The 23,227-nt window shown below is 57.8% G+C and carries 20 protein-coding genes; 12 read left to right on the plus strand and 8 right to left on the minus strand.

Features of this window, described 5'->3' with window-relative positions; translation table 11 throughout:
• Window positions 1-2: 2 nt before the first annotated feature.
• Together ABLU95_RS15270 and citS are read right to left on the minus strand one after the other, a co-directional pair.
• Window positions 3-254, minus strand: a complete 252-nt coding sequence (locus tag ABLU95_RS15270) for an oxaloacetate decarboxylase subunit gamma (RefSeq protein ID WP_048296656.1) — start codon at window positions 252-254, stop codon at window positions 3-5.
• Between the two features lie 160 nt (window positions 255-414).
• Window positions 415-1,755 (minus strand): citrate/sodium symporter CitS, encoded by a 1,341-nt coding sequence (gene citS, locus ABLU95_RS15275; protein WP_023291938.1) that lies wholly within the window; start codon window positions 1,753-1,755, stop codon window positions 415-417.
• Window positions 1,756-2,011: 256 nt separating this feature from the next.
• Between citS and citC the strand changes: the two genes are divergently transcribed.
• The 12 genes from citC (at window position 2,012) to folA (ending at window position 16,169) form a co-directional block, all read left to right on the plus strand.
• Entirely contained in the window at window positions 2,012-3,040 is a 1,029-nt protein-coding gene (gene citC, locus ABLU95_RS15280; RefSeq protein ID WP_348879894.1) for a [citrate (pro-3S)-lyase] ligase, read from the plus strand.
• A 30-nt stretch (window positions 3,041-3,070) separates the two neighbouring features.
• Entirely contained in the window at window positions 3,071-3,364 is a 294-nt protein-coding gene (gene citD / locus ABLU95_RS15285; protein WP_023291940.1) for a citrate lyase acyl carrier protein, read from the plus strand.
• Window positions 3,361-4,230: a citrate (pro-3S)-lyase subunit beta gene (citE, locus tag ABLU95_RS15290; RefSeq protein WP_023291941.1), complete on the plus strand. Its 870-nt coding sequence runs from the start codon at window positions 3,361-3,363 to the stop codon at window positions 4,228-4,230. The genes citD and citE overlap by 4 nt, the downstream gene beginning before the upstream one ends.
• Window positions 4,231-4,240: 10 nt before the next feature.
• On the plus strand, window positions 4,241-5,767 hold the full coding sequence (gene citF, locus ABLU95_RS15295) for a citrate lyase subunit alpha (RefSeq protein WP_348879896.1): 1,527 nt from the start codon (window positions 4,241-4,243) through the stop codon (window positions 5,765-5,767).
• Between the two features lie 18 nt (window positions 5,768-5,785).
• Window positions 5,786-6,694, plus strand: coding sequence for a triphosphoribosyl-dephospho-CoA synthase CitG (citG, locus tag ABLU95_RS15300; RefSeq protein WP_032453157.1), 909 nt, complete (start codon window positions 5,786-5,788; stop codon window positions 6,692-6,694).
• 226 nt (window positions 6,695-6,920) lie between these two features.
• Window positions 6,921-7,742 (plus strand): 4-hydroxy-tetrahydrodipicolinate reductase, encoded by an 822-nt coding sequence (gene dapB, locus ABLU95_RS15305; protein ID WP_348879898.1) that lies wholly within the window; start codon window positions 6,921-6,923, stop codon window positions 7,740-7,742.
• A 457-nt stretch (window positions 7,743-8,199) separates the two neighbouring features.
• A complete protein-coding gene (gene carA, locus ABLU95_RS15310; RefSeq protein ID WP_023291945.1) occupies window positions 8,200-9,348 on the plus strand; it encodes a glutamine-hydrolyzing carbamoyl-phosphate synthase small subunit in 1,149 nt (382 codons plus the stop codon).
• A gap of 17 nt (window positions 9,349-9,365) precedes the next feature.
• The gene (carB, locus tag ABLU95_RS15315; protein WP_004204267.1) at window positions 9,366-12,590 is read left to right on the plus strand and encodes a carbamoyl-phosphate synthase large subunit; all 3,225 of its coding nucleotides are present in this window, start codon (window positions 9,366-9,368) and stop codon (window positions 12,588-12,590) included.
• Between the two features lie 169 nt (window positions 12,591-12,759).
• Entirely contained in the window at window positions 12,760-12,993 is a 234-nt protein-coding gene (locus ABLU95_RS15320; RefSeq protein WP_002888059.1) for a YgdI/YgdR family lipoprotein, read from the plus strand.
• A 131-nt stretch (window positions 12,994-13,124) separates the two neighbouring features.
• Window positions 13,125-13,658 (plus strand): glutathione-regulated potassium-efflux system oxidoreductase KefF, encoded by a 534-nt coding sequence (kefF, locus tag ABLU95_RS15325; RefSeq protein WP_004204269.1) that lies wholly within the window; start codon window positions 13,125-13,127, stop codon window positions 13,656-13,658.
• A complete protein-coding gene (gene kefC, locus ABLU95_RS15330) occupies window positions 13,651-15,516 on the plus strand; it encodes a glutathione-regulated potassium-efflux system protein KefC (RefSeq protein WP_348879900.1) in 1,866 nt (621 codons plus the stop codon). Before kefF ends, kefC begins: the two co-directional genes overlap by 8 nt.
• A 173-nt stretch (window positions 15,517-15,689) precedes the next feature.
• Window positions 15,690-16,169: a type 3 dihydrofolate reductase gene (gene folA / locus ABLU95_RS15335; protein WP_004204271.1), complete on the plus strand. Its 480-nt coding sequence runs from the start codon at window positions 15,690-15,692 to the stop codon at window positions 16,167-16,169.
• A gap of 280 nt (window positions 16,170-16,449) precedes the next feature.
• On the opposite strand, the gene apaH is transcribed toward folA, so the two are convergent.
• The 6 genes from apaH to lptD are packed head-to-tail and all read right to left on the minus strand — an operon-like array spanning window position 16,450 to window position 23,185.
• Complete coding sequence (apaH, locus tag ABLU95_RS15340; RefSeq protein ID WP_261901779.1) at window positions 16,450-17,298, minus strand: bis(5'-nucleosyl)-tetraphosphatase (symmetrical) ApaH; 849 nt, start codon at window positions 17,296-17,298, stop codon at window positions 16,450-16,452.
• Window positions 17,299-17,302: 4 nt separating this feature from the next.
• Window positions 17,303-17,680: a Co2+/Mg2+ efflux protein ApaG gene (gene apaG, locus ABLU95_RS15345; protein WP_004204274.1), complete on the minus strand. Its 378-nt coding sequence runs from the start codon at window positions 17,678-17,680 to the stop codon at window positions 17,303-17,305.
• A 2-nt stretch (window positions 17,681-17,682) separates the two neighbouring features.
• Window positions 17,683-18,504, minus strand: coding sequence for a 16S rRNA (adenine(1518)-N(6)/adenine(1519)-N(6))-dimethyltransferase RsmA (gene rsmA / locus ABLU95_RS15350; RefSeq protein WP_023291950.1), 822 nt, complete (start codon window positions 18,502-18,504; stop codon window positions 17,683-17,685).
• Window positions 18,501-19,490, minus strand: a complete 990-nt coding sequence (pdxA, locus tag ABLU95_RS15355; protein ID WP_023291951.1) for a 4-hydroxythreonine-4-phosphate dehydrogenase PdxA — start codon at window positions 19,488-19,490, stop codon at window positions 18,501-18,503. Before pdxA ends, rsmA begins: the two co-directional genes overlap by 4 nt.
• 5 nt (window positions 19,491-19,495) lie before the next feature.
• A complete protein-coding gene (gene surA / locus ABLU95_RS15360) occupies window positions 19,496-20,782 on the minus strand; it encodes a peptidylprolyl isomerase SurA (protein WP_023291952.1) in 1,287 nt (428 codons plus the stop codon).
• A 54-nt stretch (window positions 20,783-20,836) separates the two neighbouring features.
• Window positions 20,837-23,185, minus strand: a complete 2,349-nt coding sequence (gene lptD, locus ABLU95_RS15365) for an LPS assembly protein LptD (protein WP_032429098.1) — start codon at window positions 23,183-23,185, stop codon at window positions 20,837-20,839.
• Window positions 23,186-23,227: the final 42 nt, after the last annotated feature.

Consider the following 23,227-nt stretch of genomic DNA (forward strand, 5'->3'; position numbering starts at 1 on the left):
AATTAAGGGTGAAGACGGCGGTGGTGGTGAATGGCGGCGACAATCGCCGGCGTTAAGCGGGCGAAGTCGTCGGCGGGCGCAACGGCGGGCAGTGGCGTCGCTTTTGGCGCCGCAGCCGGTTCGGGGAAGAAGCGGTTGACGGCGGCGGACATCCCCTGGATGGCGAAAATCAGCAGAAACAGAAACGCCAGCACGAACCCCATGCCGAGGCACATCAGGGTGAAGCCTTCACCCAGCAGTACAGCTTCAGTCATTGAAAGACCCTAAAGTAAGGGCACGACGGCGTGTTTGAAGGTTAACCAAACGATACTTCCGGCTAAGGAGTAGGGGGGATTTCCCGAAGCCGCCCCCGGCTCTGGCCCCTGACTGGCATCGCTGTGGTTGACGCTCAAACATCGCCATCGTGCGTGTTGGTTACATCATCATGCCGAACACAATGCTGGCGATGACCAGCACAATACCGCCGCCCAGACGGGAGGAGATTTGCGCATAAGAGATAAGATTCATACGGTTACAGGCAGAGAGCACTTCCAGGTCGCCTGAGCCGCCGCGGTTAGCCATGCACAGGCCTGCGGTGATGGCGGATTCGATCGGGAAGAAGCCAATCATCCAGCCGCCGATGGCCGCCCCGACGACAGCACCCACGACGATTACCGCAGCGATGATGACGTTCGCGAAGGTAATCGCGTCGATAATTTCCTGCAGGTCGGTGTAGCACACGCCGACCCCGACCATCAGTACCCACAGCAGCTGCTTAGAGAAGAAGTCAGACAGGCGTTTGGCCCCGGCTTTGATCTCCGGCGAGCAGAGGCCGGAAGCGTTCAGCGCCGCGACGATCAGCACCATCCAGGCGAAATAGTGGATTGAGACACCGCCAATGCTTGGCAAAATTTTCTTGGCAATGACGTAGGCCAGCAGGAAACAGGTGGTGGCGAGCACCAGGCCGACTGCCGTTTCGCGATGGGTAATCTGGCCTGCTTTTTCATCATCATCAACTTTAAAGGAGGCTTTACGTACCAGTTCGCCTTCCCCGCTCAGCCAGGTGTGTTTTTTACCGATAATATCGAGCAGCGCGGCAAAAACGATGGCGAAGATATTGGCGATGGTCAGAATGGCAATCGCGGTGGAGTAGTACTCTTCACGGGAGCGGCCGGTGACGGAGTGATAAATTTCGGACAGCGGAACCGCGCCTGCGCCGTTACCGCCGCCCATAATCGGCAGGACGTACAGCATCATGATGCGGTCTACGGAAATACCGAAGCACAGGCCGATGATAATCCCGAAGATAGATGCGCCGAGGATCCCCATAAGGATCGTCGGAATATAACCCAGCAGCGATTTCAACAGCAGTTTACGGTTAACCGAGAGAATGGCGCCAGTTATCAAAACTGCGATGAATAAGTTCAGGAAGTTGCTTTTATCCATCACATTAGTGATTGCATCAATTTCTTTTTGGGTAAAAATGCCTGCGTAAACGAAATAAGCGGCGACGAGGAAGATCATCACCGGCGCGCCGCCAATATATTTATTAAATATCGGCAGCCGCTTGCCAATCTCGCCAAAGATGGCGCCGATAATAAACATAATGGCAAAGCCGCCAACCAGGTCGGTGGGTAACGCATTAAAGAAGTGGGAAAGTAATAGCGTAATTAACGCAAACGCATAAAGGGGTAACGGCATGCCGAAGATTTTAAATCCCAGCAGGTCGCTTACGCCCTTTTTCTCCGTCGCCGGAGCCTGGCTCATGTTAGTCATAAACGTTATCCTGTTTATCAATGAAGTAATAAGACCGGCGCATAGTAATAAATAGATTCAGTGTTAAGGTGTGATAACCTTCACTGAATACTCGTGTTTTTAATTAATTTAATTATTTTTATTATGCTGAATGAATTAACAACATAAAAACCATAAAGCCAATTAAGCGACGGGAAAAATTGTGATTTAAATACAAGAATCGATAGCCGAACGCTGGCGAAATACAGGTCGTTTTGGAATAACGAAGCGCTAAAAAATGACTCTGATATTAAAACGCGTTCTGCTACGGAAGGATAAATCGCGGCGAGAGGCGATTGACCTCTTTCTCCGTCAGCATCAGCTCTCATTAGAGGCTGATTGCGAAATGGCCATTGTCGCCGAGTATCAGCAGCGGCTGGTCGGCTGCGGCGCCATCGCCGGCAACGTCCTGAAGTGCATCGCTATCGACCCCTCGCTGCAGGGGGAGGGGCTGAGCCTTAAGCTGCTGACAGAATTACTCACCCTGGCCTACGAGCTGGGGCGCAGTGAACTGTTTTTATTCACTAAGCCCTGTAACGCCGCGCTCTTTGCCGGCGCCGGATTCTGGCCAATCGCGCAGGCCGGCGATCTCGCCGTGTTACTGGAAAATAGCCGCGAACGGCTGACCCGCTACTGCCGCCAGCTGGCGATGTACCGTCAGCAGGGACGCAAAATAGGCGCTATCGTGATGAACGCCAACCCGTTCACGCTCGGCCACCGCTGGCTGGTGGAGCAGGCGGCCCGTCAGTGCGACTGGCTACACCTGTTTGTGGTGAAAGAGGATGCCTCCCGTTTCACGTATCAGGATCGCTACACGCTAATCGAAAAAGGGATTGCCGGCATCGACAAGGTAACGCTGCATCCCGGTTCGGCATACCTCATCTCGCGGGCCACCTTCCCCGGCTACTTCCTCAAAGAACAGGGGGTGGTGGATGACTGCCACAACCAGATCGATCTCCAGCTGTTCCGCGAACATTTAGCCCCGGCTCTGAAGATAACCCATCGTTTTGTCGGCACTGAGCCGCTGTGTTCGCTGACCCGCCATTACAACCAGCGTATGAAAGCGTTGCTGGCAGCGCCAGGCGACGCGCCGCCTGTTGAGGTGGTTGAGCTGGCGCGAATCGAAAAAAACGGCGGGCCGATATCGGCTTCCAGGGTGCGCGAACTGTACCGGCAGCGCAACTGGCAGGCGGTGGCGGCGCTGGTGCCGCCGGGAACCCTCTCTTTTCTGATGCAACTGGCGGAAAGCGAACATCAAACCGCCTGATTTTTACGCCATAACAAAGGATTTGCCTCTATGGAAATGAAGATTGACGCCCTGGCCGGCACGCTGGAGTCCAGCGATGTGATGGTCAGGATTGGGCCGGCGACGCAGCCGGGCATTCAACTGGAGATCGACAGCATTGTGAAGCAGCAGTTTGGCGATGCGATTGAGCAGGTGGTCAGAGAAACCCTGACGCAGCTCGGCGTTAGCCAGGCCAACGTGGTGGTGGATGATAAAGGGGCGCTGGAGTGCGTTCTGCGCGCCCGGGTTCAGGCTGCGGCCCTGCGCGCGGCGCAACAGTCTCAATTGCAATGGAGCCAGCTATGAAACCACGTCGCAGTATGCTGTTTATCCCCGGCGCCAATGCCGCCATGTTAAGTACTTCATTCGTTTACGGCGCCGATGCGGTGATGTTCGACCTTGAAGATGCCGTTTCGCTGCGCGAGAAAGATACCGCTCGCCTGCTGGTGTATCAGGCGTTGCAGCATCCGCTGTATCAGGATATCGAAACCGTGGTGCGCATTAACCCGCTAAATACGCCGTTTGGTCTGGCCGACCTGGAAGCGGTGGTACGCGCGGGTGTGGACATGGTACGTCTGCCGAAAACCGACAGCAAAGAAGATATTCATGAACTGGAAGCCCACGTTGAGCGGATTGAACGCGAGTGCGGCCGGGAAGTGGGTAGCACCAGGCTTATGGCGGCCATCGAGTCGGCGCTGGGGGTGGTAAACGCGGTCGAGATCGCCCGCGCCAGCCCGCGTCTGTCGGCCATCGCGCTGGCGGCCTTCGACTACGTTATGGATATGGGCACCTCCCGCGGCGACGGCACTGAGCTGTTCTATGCCCGCTGCGCCGTGCTGCATGCTGCGCGGGTCGCCGGCATCGCCGCCTATGACGTCGTGTGGTCGGATATTAATAATGAAGAGGGCTTCCTCGCGGAAGCGAATCTGGCGAAGAACCTCGGCTTCAACGGGAAATCACTGGTCAACCCGCGCCAGATCGAACTGCTGCACCAGGTCTATGCCCCGACGCGAAAAGAGGTCGACCATGCGCTGGAGGTGATTGCCGCGGCGGAAGAGGCAGAGTCGCGCGGTCTGGGCGTGGTGTCGCTGAACGGCAAGATGATCGATGGACCGATTATCGACCACGCGCGCAAAGTGGTGGCGCTTTCAGCTTCCGGTATTCGTGATTAAGGGGAATAAGATGAAAGAGACAGTAACAATGCTTAATCAGCAGTATGTGATGCCGGAAGGATTGACCCCTTACAGCGGCGTGACGGCGAAAAGCCCATGGCTGGCCAGTGAGACGGAAAAGCGGCGGCGTAAAATCTGCGACTCGCTGGAAACGGCAATCCGTCGTTCCGGCCTGCGAAACGGCATGACCATCTCGTTCCACCACGCGTTTCGCGGCGGTGACAAAGTGGTCAATATGGTGGTGGCGAAGCTGGCGGAGATGGGCTTTCGCGATCTGACCCTGGCGTCCAGTTCGCTTATCGACGCTCACTGGCCGCTGATCGAGCATATTAAAAACGGCGTGATCCGCCAGATCTACACCTCCGGCCTGCGCGGGAAGCTCGGCGAGGAGATCTCCGCCGGGCTGATGGAAAATCCGGTACAGATCCACTCTCACGGTGGTCGCGTACAGCTGATCCAAAGCGGTGAGTTGTCCATTGACGTGGCGTTCCTCGGTGTTCCCTGCTGCGATGAGTTTGGCAATGCCAACGGCTTTAGCGGTAAGTCGCGCTGCGGCTCGCTGGGCTACGCGCGCGTTGATGCGGAACATGCCAAATGCGTCGTGCTGTTGACCGAAGAGTGGGTGGACTACCCTAACTACCCGGCCAGTATCGCCCAGGATCAGGTGGATCTGATCGTTCAGGTGGACGAAGTAGGCGATCCGGAAAAAATCACCGCTGGCGCCATTCGTCTGACCAGCAATCCGCGCGAGCTGCTGATCGCCCGCCAGGCGGCGAAGGTGGTTGAACACTCCGGTTACTTTAAAGAGGGATTCTCGCTGCAGACCGGCACCGGCGGCGCCTCGCTGGCGGTGAGCCGCTTCCTGGAAGACAAAATGCGCCGCAACGGTATCACCGCCAGCTTCGGCCTTGGCGGCATCACCGGGACGATGGTCGATCTGCATGAGAAAGGGCTGATTAAAACGCTGCTCGACACCCAGTCGTTCGATGGCGATGCGGCGCGCTCGCTGGCGCAGAACCCGAACCACGTCGAAATCTCTACCAATCAGTATGCCAGCCCGGGTTCCAAAGGGGCCTCCTGCGAGCGCTTAAACGTGGTAATGCTCAGCGCGCTGGAAATTGACACCGACTTTAACGTCAACGTGATGACCGGCTCCAATGGCGTGCTGCGCGGCGCGTCAGGCGGCCATAGCGATACCGCCGCCGGCGCGGATTTGACCATCATTACTGCGCCGTTAGTTCGCGGCCGCATTCCCTGCGTCGTGGAAAAGGTGCTGACCCGCGTGACGCCGGGAGCCAGCGTGGATGTGCTGGTCACCGACCATGGCATTGCGGTAAACCCGACGCGCCAGGACCTGATCGACAATTTACGCAACGCCGGTATTGCGCTGATGACCATTGAGGAACTGCAGCAGCGCGCGGAGTTGCTGACGGGCAAACCGAAAGCGATCGAATTTACCGACCGGGTGGTGGCGGTAGTCCGCTATCGCGACGGTTCGGTCATCGATGTGATCCATCAGGTGAAAAACAGCGACTAAGCGCAGAGGGGAAAGGCTATGAGCGACGTGTTAATTCAACCTCCGCGTGTGCTACGCGGAAAACCACTGAGCGCCGAAGAGGTGGTCAGCGCGGTAGAGCGCGCGCTGTTGACCGAAGTTCGCCTGACCCCTAAGCCCGGGCTGGTGGATATTCGTAACGCTGGCGCGCACCGGGATATGGATCTGGCCTCGTTTGAGGCCAGTACCGCGGTGGTGGCGCCGTGGATGGAGAAGTTTTTTATCATGGGCCACGATACCGCGGCGGTCGCGCCGGAGCAGGTGTTGATGATGCTGCGTCCGGTGGGAATGGCCTGCGAGAACGATATGCTGGAGGTCACCGGCGGGGTGAATACCCATCGTGGGGCGATCTTCGCTTTTGGCCTGCTCAGCGCGGCAGCGGGCAGGCTGGTCTCGAAAGGCGAGCCGATAGAGCAGCACCGGCTTTGCGACCAGGTGGCGCGCTTCTGTCGCGGCATGGTTATGCAGGAATTGTCCTCCGCCAGTGGGGAACGGCTGAGCAAAGGCGAGATGCATTTTCTGCGTTACGGCTTCTCCGGCGCCCGCGGCGAGGCGGAGAGCGGATTCCTGACTGTGCGCACCCAGGCATTACCGGTCTTTAACCGCATGATGGAGGAGACCGGCGATAGCAATCTGGCGCTACTGCAAACCCTGCTGCATCTGATGGCATGGAATGATGACACCAACCTGGTGTCACGCGGCGGGCTGGCCGGATTGAACTATGTCCAGCAGGAGGCGCAGCGGCTGCTGTGGCAGGGCGGCGTGCTGGCTGACGGTGGGCTGGAGGCGTTGCGCCAGTTTGATGACGATCTGATTGCCCGCCATCTTAGCCCCGGCGGTAGCGCCGATCTGCTGGCGGTGACCTGGTTTTTATCCGCGTTTCCCGCCGGCGCGCTTTTCCCGCTGTAACCCTCTGCAACATGGCCCTCGCCCGCACCGTGCGGGCGGGGCATCATCATTCGCATCCTGGTTCTCACTGCGTAAACGAGGAATTGCGGCACAATCATATAGTTTTTACTGATATCGTCCGCCGTTTGTCATAAATTTCTAATTATCGGCGTTTTTGAGTAGCGGCCCGCTGACGGGCTGGTTACTCTGAAAACAATTTACGTAATGTTAACAAAAGAGAATAGCTATGCATGATGCACAAATCCGCGTGGCCATCGCCGGCGCGGGCGGCCGGATGGGACGCCAGTTAATTCAGGCTGCGCTGCAGATGGATGGAGTGGCGCTGGGCGCGGCGCTGGAGCGTGAAGGATCCAGCCTGGTGGGCAGCGACGCCGGCGAGCTGGCGGGCGCCGGCAAAGCGGGCGTCACGGTGCAGAGTAGCCTGACGGCGGTAAAAGATGATTTCGACGTGTTGATCGATTTTACCCGCCCGGAAGGCACGCTGAACCATCTGGCGTTTTGCCGCGACCACGGCAAAGGGATGGTCATCGGCACCACCGGTTTTGACGCCGCTGGCAAGCAGGCGATTAGCGATGCCGCGCAGGAGATTGCCATTGTCTTTGCCGCTAACTTTAGCGTCGGCGTCAATGTTCTGTTAAAGCTGCTGGAGAAGGCGGCGAAGGTGATGGGCGACTACACCGACATCGAAATTATCGAAGCGCACCATCGGCATAAAGTGGATGCGCCGTCAGGCACCGCGCTGGCGATGGGCGAAGCGATCGCCGGGGCATTGAACAAAGATCTCAAGGACTGCGCGGTCTACAGTCGTGAAGGCCACACTGGCGAACGCGTCCCGGGCACCATTGGCTTCGCGACCGTCCGCGCGGGGGATATCGTCGGTGAACATACAGCGATGTTTGCTGATATTGGCGAACGTATTGAGATCACCCATAAAGCCTCCAGTCGGATGACATTTGCTAATGGTGCGGTTCGCTCTGCATTGTGGCTGAAAGGCAAGAAAAATGGCCTTTTTGATATGCGTGACGTGCTGGAACTGAATAGTTTATAACGATTATTACCCATCGTGATGTGGTTATTGCTATCAATAAGTTATTGATGCAAGGGGCAATATTTTGTTGCCCTTTTTTATTTTTAGCTGTTTTTGGTTGTTGTTCATCTGAGAAGGCTATAAGTGTGGGTCATGTTCGGTTTTTTAGTGAATGAAATGTAAATTTTGACCATTTGGTCCACTTTTTTGCCGCTCAGCGCCAGGTTTTACACTCTTCGCCGTCCGCAAGCGTTTTCTCAGCCAGGTTTGTTGATCTTTTTGGCGTAAAAATCACGTGTTATGCGCCAGTGGCGTAAAATGACATTAAAAATCTCCGCTTTAAGTTGACTTTTATCCGACATCTCTCCAGAATGCCGCCGTTTGCCAAAAATCTGCGGGCAACAGATTTGCATTGATTCAGATCGTGTTTATGAATTAATATGCAAATAAAGTGAGTGGATATTCTCTGGAGGATGTTTTGATTAAGTCAGCGCTATTGGTTCTGGAAGACGGAACCCAGTTTCACGGTCGGGCCATCGGGGCAACCGGCACGGCGGTTGGGGAAGTCGTTTTCAATACTTCAATGACCGGTTATCAAGAAATCCTCACTGATCCTTCCTATTCCCGCCAAATCGTCACTCTTACTTATCCTCATATTGGTAATGTCGGCACCAACGCCGCCGATGAAGAATCTTCTCAGGTACATGCTCAGGGTCTGGTTATTCGCGACCTGCCGCTGATTGCCAGCAACTTCCGCAGTACCGAAGATCTCTCTTCCTATCTGAAGCGCCATAACATCGTGGCGATTGCCGATATCGATACCCGCAAGCTGACGCGTCTGCTGCGTGAGAAAGGGGCGCAGAACGGCTGCATCATCGCGGGCGACAGTCCGGATGCCCAGCTGGCGCTGGAAAAAGCGAAAGCGTTCCCTGGCCTGAACGGCATGGACCTGGCGAAAGAAGTGACCACCGCAGAAACCTACAGCTGGACGCAAGGCAGCTGGACCCTGGCGGGCGACCTGCCGGAAGCGAAAGCGGAAAGCGAGCTGCCGTTCCACGTCGTCGCGTATGACTTCGGCGCGAAACGCAACATCCTGCGCATGCTGGTTGACCGCGGCTGCCGCCTGACGGTGGTGCCGGCGAAGACTTCGGCGGCGGATGTGCTGGCGCTCAATCCGGACGGCATTTTCCTCTCCAACGGTCCTGGCGACCCGGCGCCGTGTGATTACGCTATCGACGCGATTGAAAAATTCCTGGAGACCGATATTCCGGTGTTCGGCATCTGCCTCGGCCATCAGCTGCTGGCGCTGGCGAGCGGCGCCAAGACCATTAAGATGAAGTTCGGCCACCACGGCGGCAACCACCCGGTGAAAGATATTGATAATAACGTGGTGATGATCACCGCCCAGAACCACGGTTTCGCCGTGGATGAGGCGACGCTGCCGGCCAACCTGCGCGTGACCCACAAGTCGCTGTTCGACGGCACCCTGCAGGGGATCCATCGCACCGACAAGCCGGCGTTCAGCTTCCAGGGCCACCCTGAAGCGAGCCCGGGGCCGCACGATGCCGCGCCGCTGTTCGACCACTTTATCGAGTTAATTGAGCAATACCGTCAGTCCGCGAAATAATCAGGAGTAAAAGAGCCATGCCAAAACGTACAGACATAAAAAGTATCCTGATTCTGGGCGCGGGCCCGATTGTTATCGGTCAGGCGTGCGAGTTTGACTACTCCGGCGCCCAGGCCTGTAAAGCCCTGCGCGAAGAGGGCTACCGCGTTATCCTGGTGAACTCTAACCCGGCGACCATCATGACCGACCCGGAAATGGCCGATGCCACCTACATCGAGCCGATTCACTGGGAAGTGGTGCGCAAAATCATCGAAAAAGAGCGCCCGGACGCGGTGCTGCCGACCATGGGCGGCCAGACGGCGCTGAACTGCGCGCTGGAGCTGGAGCGTCAGGGGGTGCTGGCTGAATTCGGCGTGACCATGATTGGCGCCACCGCCGATGCGATTGACAAGGCCGAAGACCGTCGCCGTTTCGATATCGCGATGAAAAAAATCGGTCTCGACACCGCGCGTTCCGGTATCGCCCACACGATGGAAGAGGCGCTGGCGGTAGCGGCTGACGTCGGCTATCCGTGCATCATCCGTCCGTCGTTCACCATGGGTGGCACCGGCGGCGGCATCGCCTATAACCGCGAAGAGTTCGAAGAGATTTGTACCCGCGGCCTGGATCTCTCTCCCACCAACGAGCTGCTGATTGATGAATCGCTGATCGGCTGGAAAGAGTATGAGATGGAAGTGGTGCGCGATAAGAACGACAACTGCATCATCGTCTGCTCTATCGAAAACTTCGACGCCATGGGGATCCATACCGGTGACTCCATCACCGTTGCGCCGGCGCAGACCCTGACCGACAAAGAGTACCAAATCATGCGTAACGCCTCGATGGCGGTGCTGCGTGAAATCGGCGTCGAAACCGGCGGCTCTAACGTTCAGTTCGCGGTCAACCCGAAAAACGGTCGCCTGATCGTAATCGAAATGAACCCGCGCGTTTCCCGCTCCTCGGCGCTGGCCTCCAAAGCCACCGGCTTCCCGATTGCTAAAGTGGCCGCCAAGCTGGCGGTAGGTTACACCCTCGACGAGCTGATGAACGACATTACCGGCGGCCGTACCCCGGCTTCCTTCGAGCCGTCCATCGACTACGTGGTCACGAAAATCCCACGCTTTAACTTCGAAAAATTCGCCGGCGCCAACGACCGTCTGACTACCCAGATGAAGTCCGTCGGCGAAGTGATGGCGATTGGCCGTACCCAGCAGGAGTCCTTGCAGAAAGCGCTGCGCGGTCTGGAAGTGGGCGCCACTGGCTTCGACCCGAAAGTGAGCCTCGACGATCCGGAAGCGCTGACTAAAATCCGCCGCGAACTGAAAGACGCCGGCGCTGAGCGTATCTGGTACATCGCCGACGCGTTCCGCGCGGGCCTCTCGGTTGACGGCGTCTTCAACCTGACCAACATCGACCGCTGGTTCCTGGTGCAGATTGAAGAGCTGGTCCGTCTGGAAGAGAAAGTGGCGGAAGTGGGCATCAACGGCCTCGACGCTGACTTCCTGCGCACCCTGAAGCGTAAAGGCTTTGCCGATGCGCGTCTGGCGAAGCTGGCGGGCGTGCGGGAAGCGGAAATCCGCAAACTGCGCGACCAGTATGATCTGCACCCGGTCTACAAGCGCGTGGACACCTGCGCCGCGGAATTCGCCACCGATACCGCCTATATGTACTCCACTTATGAAGAAGAGTGCGAGTCCAACCCGTCCGTTGACCGCGATAAAATCATGGTCCTCGGCGGCGGCCCGAACCGTATCGGTCAGGGTATCGAATTCGACTACTGCTGCGTACACGCCTCGCTGGCGCTGCGCGAAGACGGTTACGAGACCATCATGGTCAACTGTAACCCGGAAACCGTCTCTACTGACTACGACACTTCCGACCGTCTGTACTTCGAGCCGGTCACCCTGGAAGACGTGCTGGAAATCGTGCGCATCGAGAAGCCAAAAGGCGTTATCGTGCAGTACGGCGGCCAGACGCCGCTGAAGCTGGCGCGCGCTCTGGAAGCCGCAGGCGTACCGGTTATCGGTACCAGCCCGGACGCTATCGACCGTGCGGAAGACCGTGAGCGCTTCCAGCACGCGGTTGACCGTCTGAAGCTGAAGCAGCCGGCGAACGCCACCGTCACCGCCATTGAACAGGCGGTAGAGAAAGCGAAAGAGATTGGCTACCCGCTGGTGGTGCGTCCGTCTTACGTGCTGGGCGGCCGGGCGATGGAGATCGTCTATGACGAGCAGGATCTGCGCCGCTACTTCCAGACTGCGGTCAGCGTCTCCAACGACGCGCCGGTGCTGCTGGACCGCTTCCTCGACGACGCGATTGAAGTGGATGTCGATGCTATCTGCGATGGCGAAATGGTGCTGATTGGCGGCATCATGGAGCATATCGAGCAGGCAGGCGTTCACTCCGGCGACTCCGCCTGTTCCCTGCCAGCCTACACGCTGAGCAAAGAGATTCAGGATGTGATGCGCGAGCAGGTGCAGAAGCTGGCCTTCGAGCTGCAGGTTCGCGGTCTGATGAACGTCCAGTTCGCGGTGAAAGATAACGAAGTCTATCTGATTGAAGTCAACCCGCGTGCGGCGCGTACCGTGCCGTTCGTCTCCAAAGCCACCGGCGTACCGCTGGCGAAAGTGGCGGCGCGCGTGATGGCCGGTAAGACGCTGGCGCAGCAGGGCGTGACCAAAGAGATCATCCCGCCGTACTACTCGGTGAAAGAGGTGGTTCTGCCGTTCAACAAATTCCCGGGCGTTGACCCGCTGTTAGGGCCAGAAATGCGCTCCACCGGGGAAGTGATGGGCGTCGGCCGCACCTTTGCCGAAGCGTTCGCCAAGGCGCAGCTGGGCAGCAACTCGACCATGAAGAAACAGGGGCGCGCGCTGCTCTCCGTCCGCGAAGGCGACAAAGAGCGCGTGGTCGACCTGGCGGCGAAGCTGCTGAAGTTTGGTTTCGAGCTGGATGCAACCCACGGCACGGCGATTGTGCTGGGCGAAGCCGGCATCAACCCGCGTCTGGTGAACAAGGTGCATGAAGGCCGTCCGCACATTCAGGACCGTATCAAGAATGGCGAATATACCTACATCATCAACACCACCGCAGGTCGTCAGGCGATTGAAGACTCCAAGCTGATTCGCCGCAGCGCCCTGCAGTACAAAGTGCACTATGACACCACCCTGAACGGCGGCTTTGCCACCGCGATGGCGCTGAACGCTGACGCCACCGACAAGGTGATTTCGGTTCAGGAAATGCACGCGCAAATCACCAAATAAGCGCTCCGGCCTGGCCGGATAGCAACAAACCTGGGCTGACGACATCGTCAGCCCATTTTTTTTGGCTGCGGCCATCTTCAGAGAGTTCTGCTTTTAACCCCCTGTCGGGTCAGGCTAACTATAGTTAGCACCATAACGATACCTATTGATGAAAAGACAGGAGGATACAATGCGGAACAATATTCTGGTGGCATCCGCGCTGGCAGCGACGGCAATCATGTTCGTGGCCGGTTGCTCATCGAATCAGTCGATCAAAACCACCGACGGCAAGACCATTGTCACCAGCGGTAAACCGCAGGTGGATGATGATACCGGTCTGGTCTCCTACAAAAATGCCGAAACCGGACGCGTGGAGCAGATTAACCGCGATCAGGTGAAATCCATGGATGAGCTGGATAATTAAGGCCTGACGTTTTCCATTCAGGCGCGCGTTACGTACACCACCGCGACATAAATCACAGTTATCATTGTAAGCGGTTCGCTTAACTGTCTACACTCTTGCTGATTACGACAAGAGCTAACGCAGGCCAATCAATGATTCTGATAATTTATGCGCATCCTTATCCGCAGCATTCTCATGCGAATAAGCGAATGCTTGAACAAGCAGGGACGCTTGAAGGCGTAGAGATACGCTCCCTTTATCAACTCTATCCCGACTTTAATATCGATGTCGCCGCCGAGCAGGCGGCGCTCGCCCGTGCCGATCTGGTTATCTGGCAGCACCCGATGCAGTGGTATAGCGTGCCGCCGCTGCTGAAGCTGTGGATGGACAAAGTGCTGTCGCACGGCTGGGCCTATGGCCATAACGGTATTGCGCTGCGCGGTAAATCGCTGATGTGGGCGGTGACCACCGGCGGCGGTGAAAGCCACTTTGATATCGGTTCGTTTCCCGGTTTTCCGGTGCTGGCGCAGCCGCTGCAGGCCACCGCGCTTTACTGCGGGATGAAATGGCTGCCGCCGTTCGCCATGCACTGCACCTTTATCTGCGATGACGAAACGCTGCAGGCGCAGGCCCGCCACTATCGTCAACGCTTAATCGACTGGCAGGAGGCACATCAGAATGGATAGCCATACGCTGATACAGGCGCTGATTTACCTTGGCGCCGCGGCGCTGATTGTGCCCATCGCCGTCCGCCTTGGGCTTGGGTCGGTGCTGGGCTATCTCATCGCCGGCTGTATTATCGGGCCGTGGGGGCTGCGGCTGGTGACCGACGCCGAGGCGATTCTGCACTTTGCCGAGATTGGCGTGGTGCTGATGCTGTTCGTCATTGGTCTGGAGCTGGATCCGCAGCGTCTGTGGAAGCTGCGCGCTTCGGTGTTTGGCGGCGGCGCGCTGCAGATGGTGGCCTGTGGGGTATTGATCGGCCTCTTTTGCATGCTGCTGGGCCTGCGCTGGCAGGTGGCCGAGCTGATCGGTATGACCCTGGCGCTCTCCTCAACCGCTATCGCCATGCAGGCGATGAATGAGCGCAATTTGACGATGTCGCAGATGGGGCGCAGCGCCTTCGCGGTGCTGCTGTTCCAGGATATCGCGGCGATCCCGCTGGTGGCGATGATCCCGCTGCTGGCGGCCAGCGGCGGCGCCACTTCGCTGATGGCTTTTGCCCTCTCCGCGCTGAAGGTGGCCGCGGCGCTGGCGCTGGTGGTGGTTCTGGGGCGCTATCTGACCCGTCCGCTGCTGCGCTTTGTCGCCCGTTCCGGTCTGCGCGAAGTGTTCAGCGCCGTGGCCCTGTTCCTGGTCTTCGGCTTTGGGCTGTTGCTGGAAGAGGTGGGGCTGTCGATGGCGATGGGGGCGTTTCTCGCCGGGGTGCTGCTGGCCAGCTCCGAGTATCGCCATGCGCTGGAGAGCGATATTGAGCCGTTTAAAGGCCTGCTGCTGGGGCTGTTCTTTATCGGCGTCGGGATGTCGATTGATTTCGGCACCCTGGTTACCCATCCGCTGCGTATTGTGATTTTGCTGGTGGGTTTCCTGGCGATAAAAATGCTGATGCTGTGGCTTATCGCCAGACCGCTTGGCGTGCCTCGCGCCCAGCGCCGCTGGTTTGCGGTGCTGCTGGGGCAGGGGAGTGAGTTCGCGTTTGTGGTCTTTGGCGCCGCGCGGATGGCGGAGGTGCTGGACGGCGAATGGGCAAAGGCGCTGACCCTGGCGGTGGCGCTGTCGATGGCGGCAACCCCCATTCTGCTGGTGCTGCTGACCCGTCTGGAGAAATCGTCCAGCGGCCAGGCGCGTGATGCGGACGAGATTGATGAAGAGCAGCCGCGGGTGATTGTCGCTGGCTTTGGCCGCTTCGGGCAGATCGCCGGGCGACTGCTGCTCTCCAGCGGGGTGAAGATGGTGATCCTCGATCACGACCCGGACCATGTTGATACCCTGCGCAAATTTGATATGAAGGTCTTCTACGGCGATGCCACCCGGGTCGATCTGCTGGAGTCGGCTGGCGCCGAAAAGGCGGAGGTGCTGATCAATGCCATTGACGATCCGCACGTCAGCCTGGAGCTGGTGGCGAGGGTAAAAGAGCATTTTCCGCATCTGCAGATTATCTCCCGCGCCCGCGATGTTGATCACTATATCCAGCTGCGTCAGGCTGGCGTCGAAGCCCCGGAGCGTGAAACCTTCGAGGCGGCGCTGAAATCCGGCCGGATGACGCTGGAGGCGCTGGGGCTCGGCGCGTATGAAGCGCGCGAGCGGGCCGATCTGTTCCGTCGCTTCAACCTGCAGATGGTCGAAGAGATGGTGGCGATGGCGGAAAACGATGCGGCGTCGCGGGTGGCGGTCTTCAAGCGGACCAGCGATATGCTGACCGGCATCATCAGCGAAGATCGTCATCATCTGTCGCTGGTGCAGCGTCACGGCTGGCAGGGGACGGAAGAGGGTAGGCACACCGGCGATATCGCCGATGAGCCGGAAAATAAGCCCTCCGCCTGACGTTAATCAGTAACATTTTGTTTTCGTTTGGATCCTGTTCTGGCGGCCCACGGCACGAACGTGGGCTTGCCAGCAAATCAGAAAATTTTCTTATTCTTTACCCTCCGGCCAGTCGACGAAGTTGTACGCTTTCCGTATAGTGGCGACAATTTTTTGTACTCAGGAATGAATGAATGATCAGTCTGATTGCGGCGTTAGCGGTAGATCGCGTCATTGGTATGGAAAACGCCATGCCATGGAACCTGCCTGCCGATCTCGCCTGGTTCAAACGCAACACATTAAATAAGCCAGTAGTGATGGGGCGTCTGACCTGGGAATCCATTGGGCGCCCGTTGCCGGGGCGTAAAAATATCGTGATCAGCAGCAAGCCAGGCAGCGACGATCGCGTGCAGTGGGTCTCCTCCGTTGACGAAGCGATTGCCGCCTGCGGCGATGTGGAAGAGATCATGGTGATCGGCGGTGGTCGGGTTTATGAGCAGTTCCTGCCGAAGGCGCAGAAGCTCTATCTGACCCATATCGATGCGGAAGTGGAAGGCGATACCCATTTCCCGGATTACGATCCGGACCAGTGGGAATCGGTGTTCAGCGAGTTTCATGACGCCGACGCGCAGAACTCCCACAGCTACTGCTTTGAGATCCTCGAACGCCGTTAAGCGGGAAGGATAGCAATGAAAAAACCCCGGTCGCGTCTGGCGTGACCGGGGTTTTCTTTGGCGTGAATTCAGCGCGGATGCCGCTGCCACTATTTTTTCTACGCCAGGTTTCCCGTCGCGGGGTGCGTCTTTCCGGAGCGCTGCCCGGGGTGACAAATGGCACCTAAACGTAGGTCGGGTAAGGCGTTAGCCGCCACCCGACACAAACGAGGCTCCGCGCCCGCAGTTCTTGCCCGGCGGCGCTGCGCTTGCGCGGGCCTGGGGGACGGCGCATGTTACTTCAGGACGCGACGGCTTCGCCTTCGTCGAGGCTTTTCTGCCGGTTCGACGGCTGGGTAAAGTACTGCTTATCCTCCCAGCGCAGGCAGGTGAGTTCCCCCCCCCAGCAGCAGCCGGTATCCAGCGCGTAAATGCCCTCCGGCGTACCGCGTCCCTCCAGCGATGCCCAGTGACCAAAGGCAATGCTGTAGGCACTGCTGACCGGTCCCGGAATGGCAAACCACGGCTTCAGCGGCGCCGGGGCGTCCTCGGGTGCTTCTTTCGAGTACATATCCAGCTGGCCGTTCGGGAAGCAGTAGCGCATGCGGGTGAAGGCGTTAGAGATAAAGCGCAGGCGCGCCAGGCCGCTCAGCTCGTTGCTCCAGTGATTCGGCATGTCGCCGTACATGGCATCGAGGAAGAAAGGATAGGAGTCGCTGGAGAGCACCGCTTCTACATCGCGCGCGCACTGCTGGGCAGTCTCCAGATCCCACTGCGGGGTGATGCCAGCGTGGGCCATCACCAGCTTTTTCTCTTCGTCCACCTGGAGCAGCGGCTGACGACGCAGCCAGTTGAGGAGCTCATCGGCATCCGGCGCTTCCAGCAGTGATTTCAGACGATCCTTCGGCTTGTTGCGGCTGATGCCGGCGAAGACCGCCAGCAGGTGTAAATCATGATTGCCCAGCACCAGTCGCACGCTGTCGCCCAGAGATTTGACATAGCGCAGAACCTCCAGCGACCCCGGGCCACGGGCCACCAGATCGCCGGTCAGCCACAGCGTATCGATCTCCGGGTCGAATTCAACCTGCGCTAATAATGCGATCAGTTCATCGTAGCAACCATGAACGTCGCCAATAAGGTATGTTGACATTGTTTTAATGAATGAGCGTTGGAACTGCGAGACGGAAAACAGGGATCTCGATACGGAACGGCGCGCCGTCGATATCGATCATCTCATAATGACCCTGCATGGTTCCCAGCGGCGTTTCAATGACCGCGCCGCTGGTATATTGATATTCACCGCCGGCGGGAATATGCGGTTGCTCGCCGACCACCCCTTCACCCTGAACTTCAGTCTCACGACCGTGGCCGTTAGTGATGAGCCAGTAGCGGCCAAGCAGCTGAACCTGACTCCGCCCCAGATTGCGAATGGTGACGGTATAAGCGAAGACGTAGCGCTCTTCTTCCGGAGAAGACTGCGATTCGATATAGACGCTTTGCACCTGAACGCAAACACGAGGCGAATTGATCATGGTTAGCTCTCCTTCGATGGCAGATTGTCAGACAGCCAGTTGGCCATCTGGCAGTACTGCGCCACGGAAATATTTTCTGCACGCATGGCCGGGTCGATGCCCAGCTCGGTCAGCACGTCCACGCTGAACAGATTGCCGAGACTGTTGCGGATGGTCTTGCGGCGCTGGTTGAACGCTTCGGTGGTGATGCGGCTCAGCACCCGGATCTCTTTGACCGGATATGGCATCGTGCTGTGCGGCACCAGGCGGACCACCGCGGAATCGACCTTAGGCGGCGGGGTAAACGCGCTCGGCGGCACTTCGAGTACCGGGATCACCTGGCAATAATATTGCGCCATCACGCTTAACCGACCATACGCCTTACTGTTCGGTCCGGCAACCAGACGATTCACCACTTCCTTCTGCAGCATAAAGTGCATATCGGCAATGGCATCAGTATAGCTGAACAGATGGAACATCAGCGGGGTCGAAATATTGTACGGCAGGTTGCCGAAGACGCGCAGCGGCTGACCCATTTTCTCCGCCAGTTCGCCGAAGTTCATGGTCATCGCATCCTGCTGATAGATGGTCAGCTTCGGCCCGAGGAACGGATGCGTTTGCAGGCGGGCCGCCAGATCGCGGTCCAGCTCGATAACGGTCAGCTGGTCAAGGCGTTCACCGACCGGCTCGGTCAGCGCGGCGAGACCGGGGCCGATTTCAACCATCGCCTGGCCTTTCTGCGGATTAATCGCCGAGACGATGCTGTCGATCACAAACTGATCGTTGAGGAAGTTCTGCCCGAAGCGTTTACGGGCTAAATGGCCCTGATGGACTCGATTATTCATTGGGTATTAACAATCATTTTGATGGCGAGATTAAGCGCCGTGATAAAACTGCCGACGTCCGCTGTTCCCTGGCCCGCTAATTCCAGCGCGGTGCCGTGGTCGACGGAGGTACGAATAAAAGGTAAACCGAGCGTAATATTCACGCCGCGGCCAAAGCCCTGGTATTTTAGCACGGGCAGGCCCTGATCGTGGTACATCGCGAGTACCGCATCGGCATGGTCAAGGTATTTGGGCTGAAAAAGGGTGTCAGCTGGCAGCGGACCGCTGAGGTGCATCCCCTTCGCGCGCATCTCTTCCAGCACCGGAATGATGGTGTCTATCTCTTCCGTTCCCATATGACCGCCTTCGCCAGCGTGCGGGTTAAGCCCGCAAACCAGCACATGCGGCTGGGCAATGCCAAATTTCGTGCGCAGGTCGTGATCGAGAATCGTGATGATCTCGCGCAGCAGGTCGGGCGTTATCGCCTCGCTGATGGCTTTCAACGGCAGATGGGTCGTCACCAGCGCCACCCGCAGCTCCTCGGTCGCCAGCATCATCACCACTTTGCTGGCCTGCGCGCGCTCTTCGAAGAACTCGGTATGACCGGTGAAGGCGATGCCGGCGTCGTTGATGTTGCCTTTGTGCACCGGGCCGGTCACTAACGCCGCAAATTCGCCGCTCAGGCAGCCGTCGCAGGCGCGCGCCAGCGTCTCGACTACGTAGGCGCCGTTTTGTACGTTCAGCACGCCGGGCTCCGCCGGGACGCTCAGCGGTACGTTAAGCAGCGTCAGCGTACCGGCACGCTGCGGAACGGGCGGTTGCGCAGCATCGTATGGCAGGAGAGATAAAGGAAGACCGAGCCTCTGGGCTCGGTCAGTTAACAGGGCGCCATCGGCGCAGATCACCAGCTCAACTGGCCAGTCGCGCTGGGCAAGCTGCACGACCAGGTCAGGGCCAATCCCGGCGGGTTCGCCGGGCGTGATAACAACTTTACGGGTTTCAGGCATCGATATTAGTTGCTCAGAATTTTAACATACGCACTGGCGCGCTGTTCCTGCATCCAGGTTGCCGCTTCTTCAGAGAATTTGCGGTTCATCAGCATACGGTAAGCTCGATCTTTCTGCGCGGCGTCGGTTCTGTCGACCTGACGGCTATCCAGCAGTTCGATCAGATGCCAGCCGAAGGAGGAGTGCACCGGTCCGCTGGTCTGCCCTTTGTTCAGACGCATCAGCGCATCGCGGAACGCCGGGTCGAAGATATCCGGCGTGGCCCAGCCTAAATCACCGCCCTGGTTCGCCGAGCCTGGATCTTCAGAATACGCTTTCGCCGCTTTAGCGAAGGTGGTTTTCCCGCTCTTAATGTCGGCGGCAATCTGCTCCAGCTTAGCCTGAGCCTGCGCATCGTTCATGATTGGCGATGGCTTCAGCAGAATATGACGGGCATGCACTTCGGTGACGGAGATGTTCTGGGTCCCGCCGCGCAGGTCATTCACTTTCAGAATATGGAAGCCGACGCCGGAACGGATCGGACCGACGATATCCCCTTTCTTCGCGGTGCTTAACGCCTGGGCGAAAATGCCCGGCAGCTCCTGGATACGACCCCAACCCATCTGGCCGCCCTTCAGCGCCTGTTGGTCGGCGGAGTAGGTGATCGCCAGTTTACCGAAGTTGGCGCCGTTGCGCGCTTGCTCAACGATGGCATTCGCTTGCTCCTGAGCCGCGGCGACTTCATCAGAGGTCGGGTTCTCCGGCAGCGGGAGCAGGATGTGGCTCAGGTTAAGCTCGGTGCTGGCGTCGTTCTGGTCGCCGATCTGTTTGGCCAGCGCTTCCACTTCCTGCGGCAGCACGGTGATGCGACGACGCACTTCATTGTTACGCACTTCCGAAATCAGCATCTCTTTACGGATCTGGTTACGGTAGGTGTTGTAGTTGATGCCTTCATAGGCCAGACGGCTGCGCATCTGATCCATGGTCATATTGTTTTGTTTGGCGATGTTGGCGATGGCCTGATCGAGCTGGTCGTCAGAGACCTTCACGCCCATCTTCTGCCCCATCTGTAACACGATCTGGTCCATGATCAGTCTTTCGAGGATCTGATGGCGCAGGGTCGCGTCATCCGGTAGCTGTTGGCCAGCCTGACCAGCATTGAGCTTAACCGATTGCATCAAACCATCGACGTCGCTTTCCAGTACGACGCCATTATTGACGACGGCCGCTACTTTATCGACCACCTGGGGGGCAGCGAAACTGGTATTCGCGATCATGGCGATACCGAGAAGCAGCGTTTTCCAGTTCTTCATACTTTTTCCATTTCGATTAACCGCAAATGCGGATGATGTTGTAAACCAGCCGCATCACAGGGAGCTCTGGTACGGTAAAATGTTCGAACGCAGCATCTGCTGGGTGCCGAGGCCGTAATTAGAGCTCAGACCGCGCAATTCGATATTGATTCCGAAGGTGTTGTCGTATTTGCTCTCGCCGCCATTGTTGTTGCTATCCCAACCGTTGACTTTACGTTCGTAGCCAAGACGGATGGCGTAGCAGCAGGAGTTATACTGGACACCCAACATCTGGTTTGCTGCTTTCCGGGTATTGGTATCGTAGTAGTAGGCCCCGACCACGGACCAGCGATCGACGATCGGCCAGCTGGCGGTCATCCCCACCTGCGAGATACCCTCTTTATATTGCGCCGCAGTGGAATATGACGGCAGCGTGGCCTGAATATATTCCGGGCTGGCGTAACGATAGTTAAGCTGGACTAAGCGGTTTTCATCGCGACGGTATTCAATGGTGCCGTTGCCGGTTGCGACGTTATCCAGACGCGTATCGTACTGGATCCCGCCGCGCAGACCCCAGTTATCGGCAATGCGCCAGTAGGTGTCGCCGGCCCATACCAGTGAACCCGTGGTGTCGTTGTTCTCCCAGTTGATGTTGTCATCACCGGTGCGTGACTCGGTGAAATAGTAGATTTGACCAACGGAAATGTTAAAACGTTCCACCGCGGCGGCGTCATACACGCGCGAGGTGATACCGGTAGTGACCTGATTGGCCGACGCGATGCGGTCCAGACCGCTATAGGTACGGTCGCGGAACAGGCCGGTGTAGTCCGACTGCAACAGCGTGGAGTCGTAGCTGCCGATTTCACTCTGATCGCGGTACGGTACGTACAGATACTGCATGCGCGGTTCCAGCGTTTGGGTGAATCCCTCCTGCAGGTCGCGCTCAAAGACCATTTTGCCGTCGATTTTAAACTGCGGCATCACGCGGCTAACGGACTCTTTGTAGTCCGTACCGTTGGCGGCGTTGTACTTATCAAGATTGCTCTGCTGGTAGTGGGTCGCCAGCAGCTTGGCTTCGGTATTCAGACTCCCCCAGCCGTTGGACAGCGGCAGGTTGATCGTCGGTTCGAAGTGAACGCGGGTCGCTTCCGGCATGTTGTTATTCGAGTTAACAAAATGGGCGACCTGGCCGTACAGATGGGTATCGAACGGACCGACATCGTTCTGGTAGTAGTTGATGTCGAGCTGCGGCTCAGCCGAGTAGGAGTTGCTCGACTCCCGATCGAAGACCTGGAACTGCTTGGTTGAGACCGTGGCGTCAAAGTTCTGATTGACATACCCGGCGCTGAATTTCTGCGTCGCATAGCCGTCGGTACTGGAACCATACTTCGAGCTGAAATCGTTGAAGTAGTCAGGATCGCTGACCTTGGTGTAGTCAGCGTTCAGACGCCACACCTGATCGATAACCCCGGAGTGGTTCCAGTAGAACAGCCAGCGGCGGCTGTTGCTGTCGCTGGAGTGGTCGTCTTCGTAGACTTTATCCGACGGCAGGTAGTCAAACTCCGTTAAGCCGCTGCCGAGCTGGGTCAGATAGCGGAATTCGTTTTCCCACATCACGCCGCCGCGCTTGTTCATATAGTGCGGGGTGATAGTGGCATCGAAGTTTGGCGCGATGTTCCAGTAGTACGGCAGGGAGAATTCCACGCCGTTTTTGGTGCTGTATTTCGCGTTCGGGATCAGGAAGCCTGAACGACGCTTATCGCCCACCGGCAGCTGCAGGTAGGGGCTATAGAAAATCGGCACGGAGCCAAGCTTGAAACGGGCGTTCCAGATCTCGGCAACTTGCTCTTCGCGATCGTGGATGACTTCGCTGCCCACGACGCTCCAGGTGTCGGAGCCCGGCAGACAGGAGGTAAAGCTGCCGTTTTCCAGAATGGTATAGCGGTTTTCGCCGCGCTGTTTCATCAGGTCAGCGGTGCCGCGTCCCTGGCGTCCGACCATTTGATAATCGCCCTGCCAGACGTTGGTATCTTTGGTATTCAGATTCGACCAGGCTTTTGGCCCTTTGAGGATCACCTGGTTATCGTCGTAGTGCACGTTGCCCAGCGCGTCCACCGTGCGCACCGGCTGCGCCTGGCCCGCGGCCTGCTGCTGATGCAGCTGAACTTCGTCGGCGCGGAGGCGGCTATTCCCCTGGTTAATATCGACGTTGCCGGTAAAGACGGCGTTGTCCGGGTAGTTGCCCTTCGCATGATCGGCGTTAATCGTCACCGGCAGATCGCCAGGCCGACCTTCCACGAGCGGACGATCATAGCTTGGCACGCCAAGCATACATTGCGTTGCGAGATCGGCAGCGAGGCCTTGTTGGCTATACAAGGCGCTGGCAATCATCGTAGCCAGGAGGCTGGGAATACGTTTTTTCATACGTTGTATTTATTGTTCCATCATCTTGTGGCAGCGGCTTGC

Source organism: Klebsiella sp. GG_Kp146 (genome assembly GCF_040061975.1).
In the GTDB taxonomy this organism is placed as follows: Bacteria; Pseudomonadota; Gammaproteobacteria; order Enterobacterales; family Enterobacteriaceae; genus Klebsiella; species Klebsiella quasipneumoniae.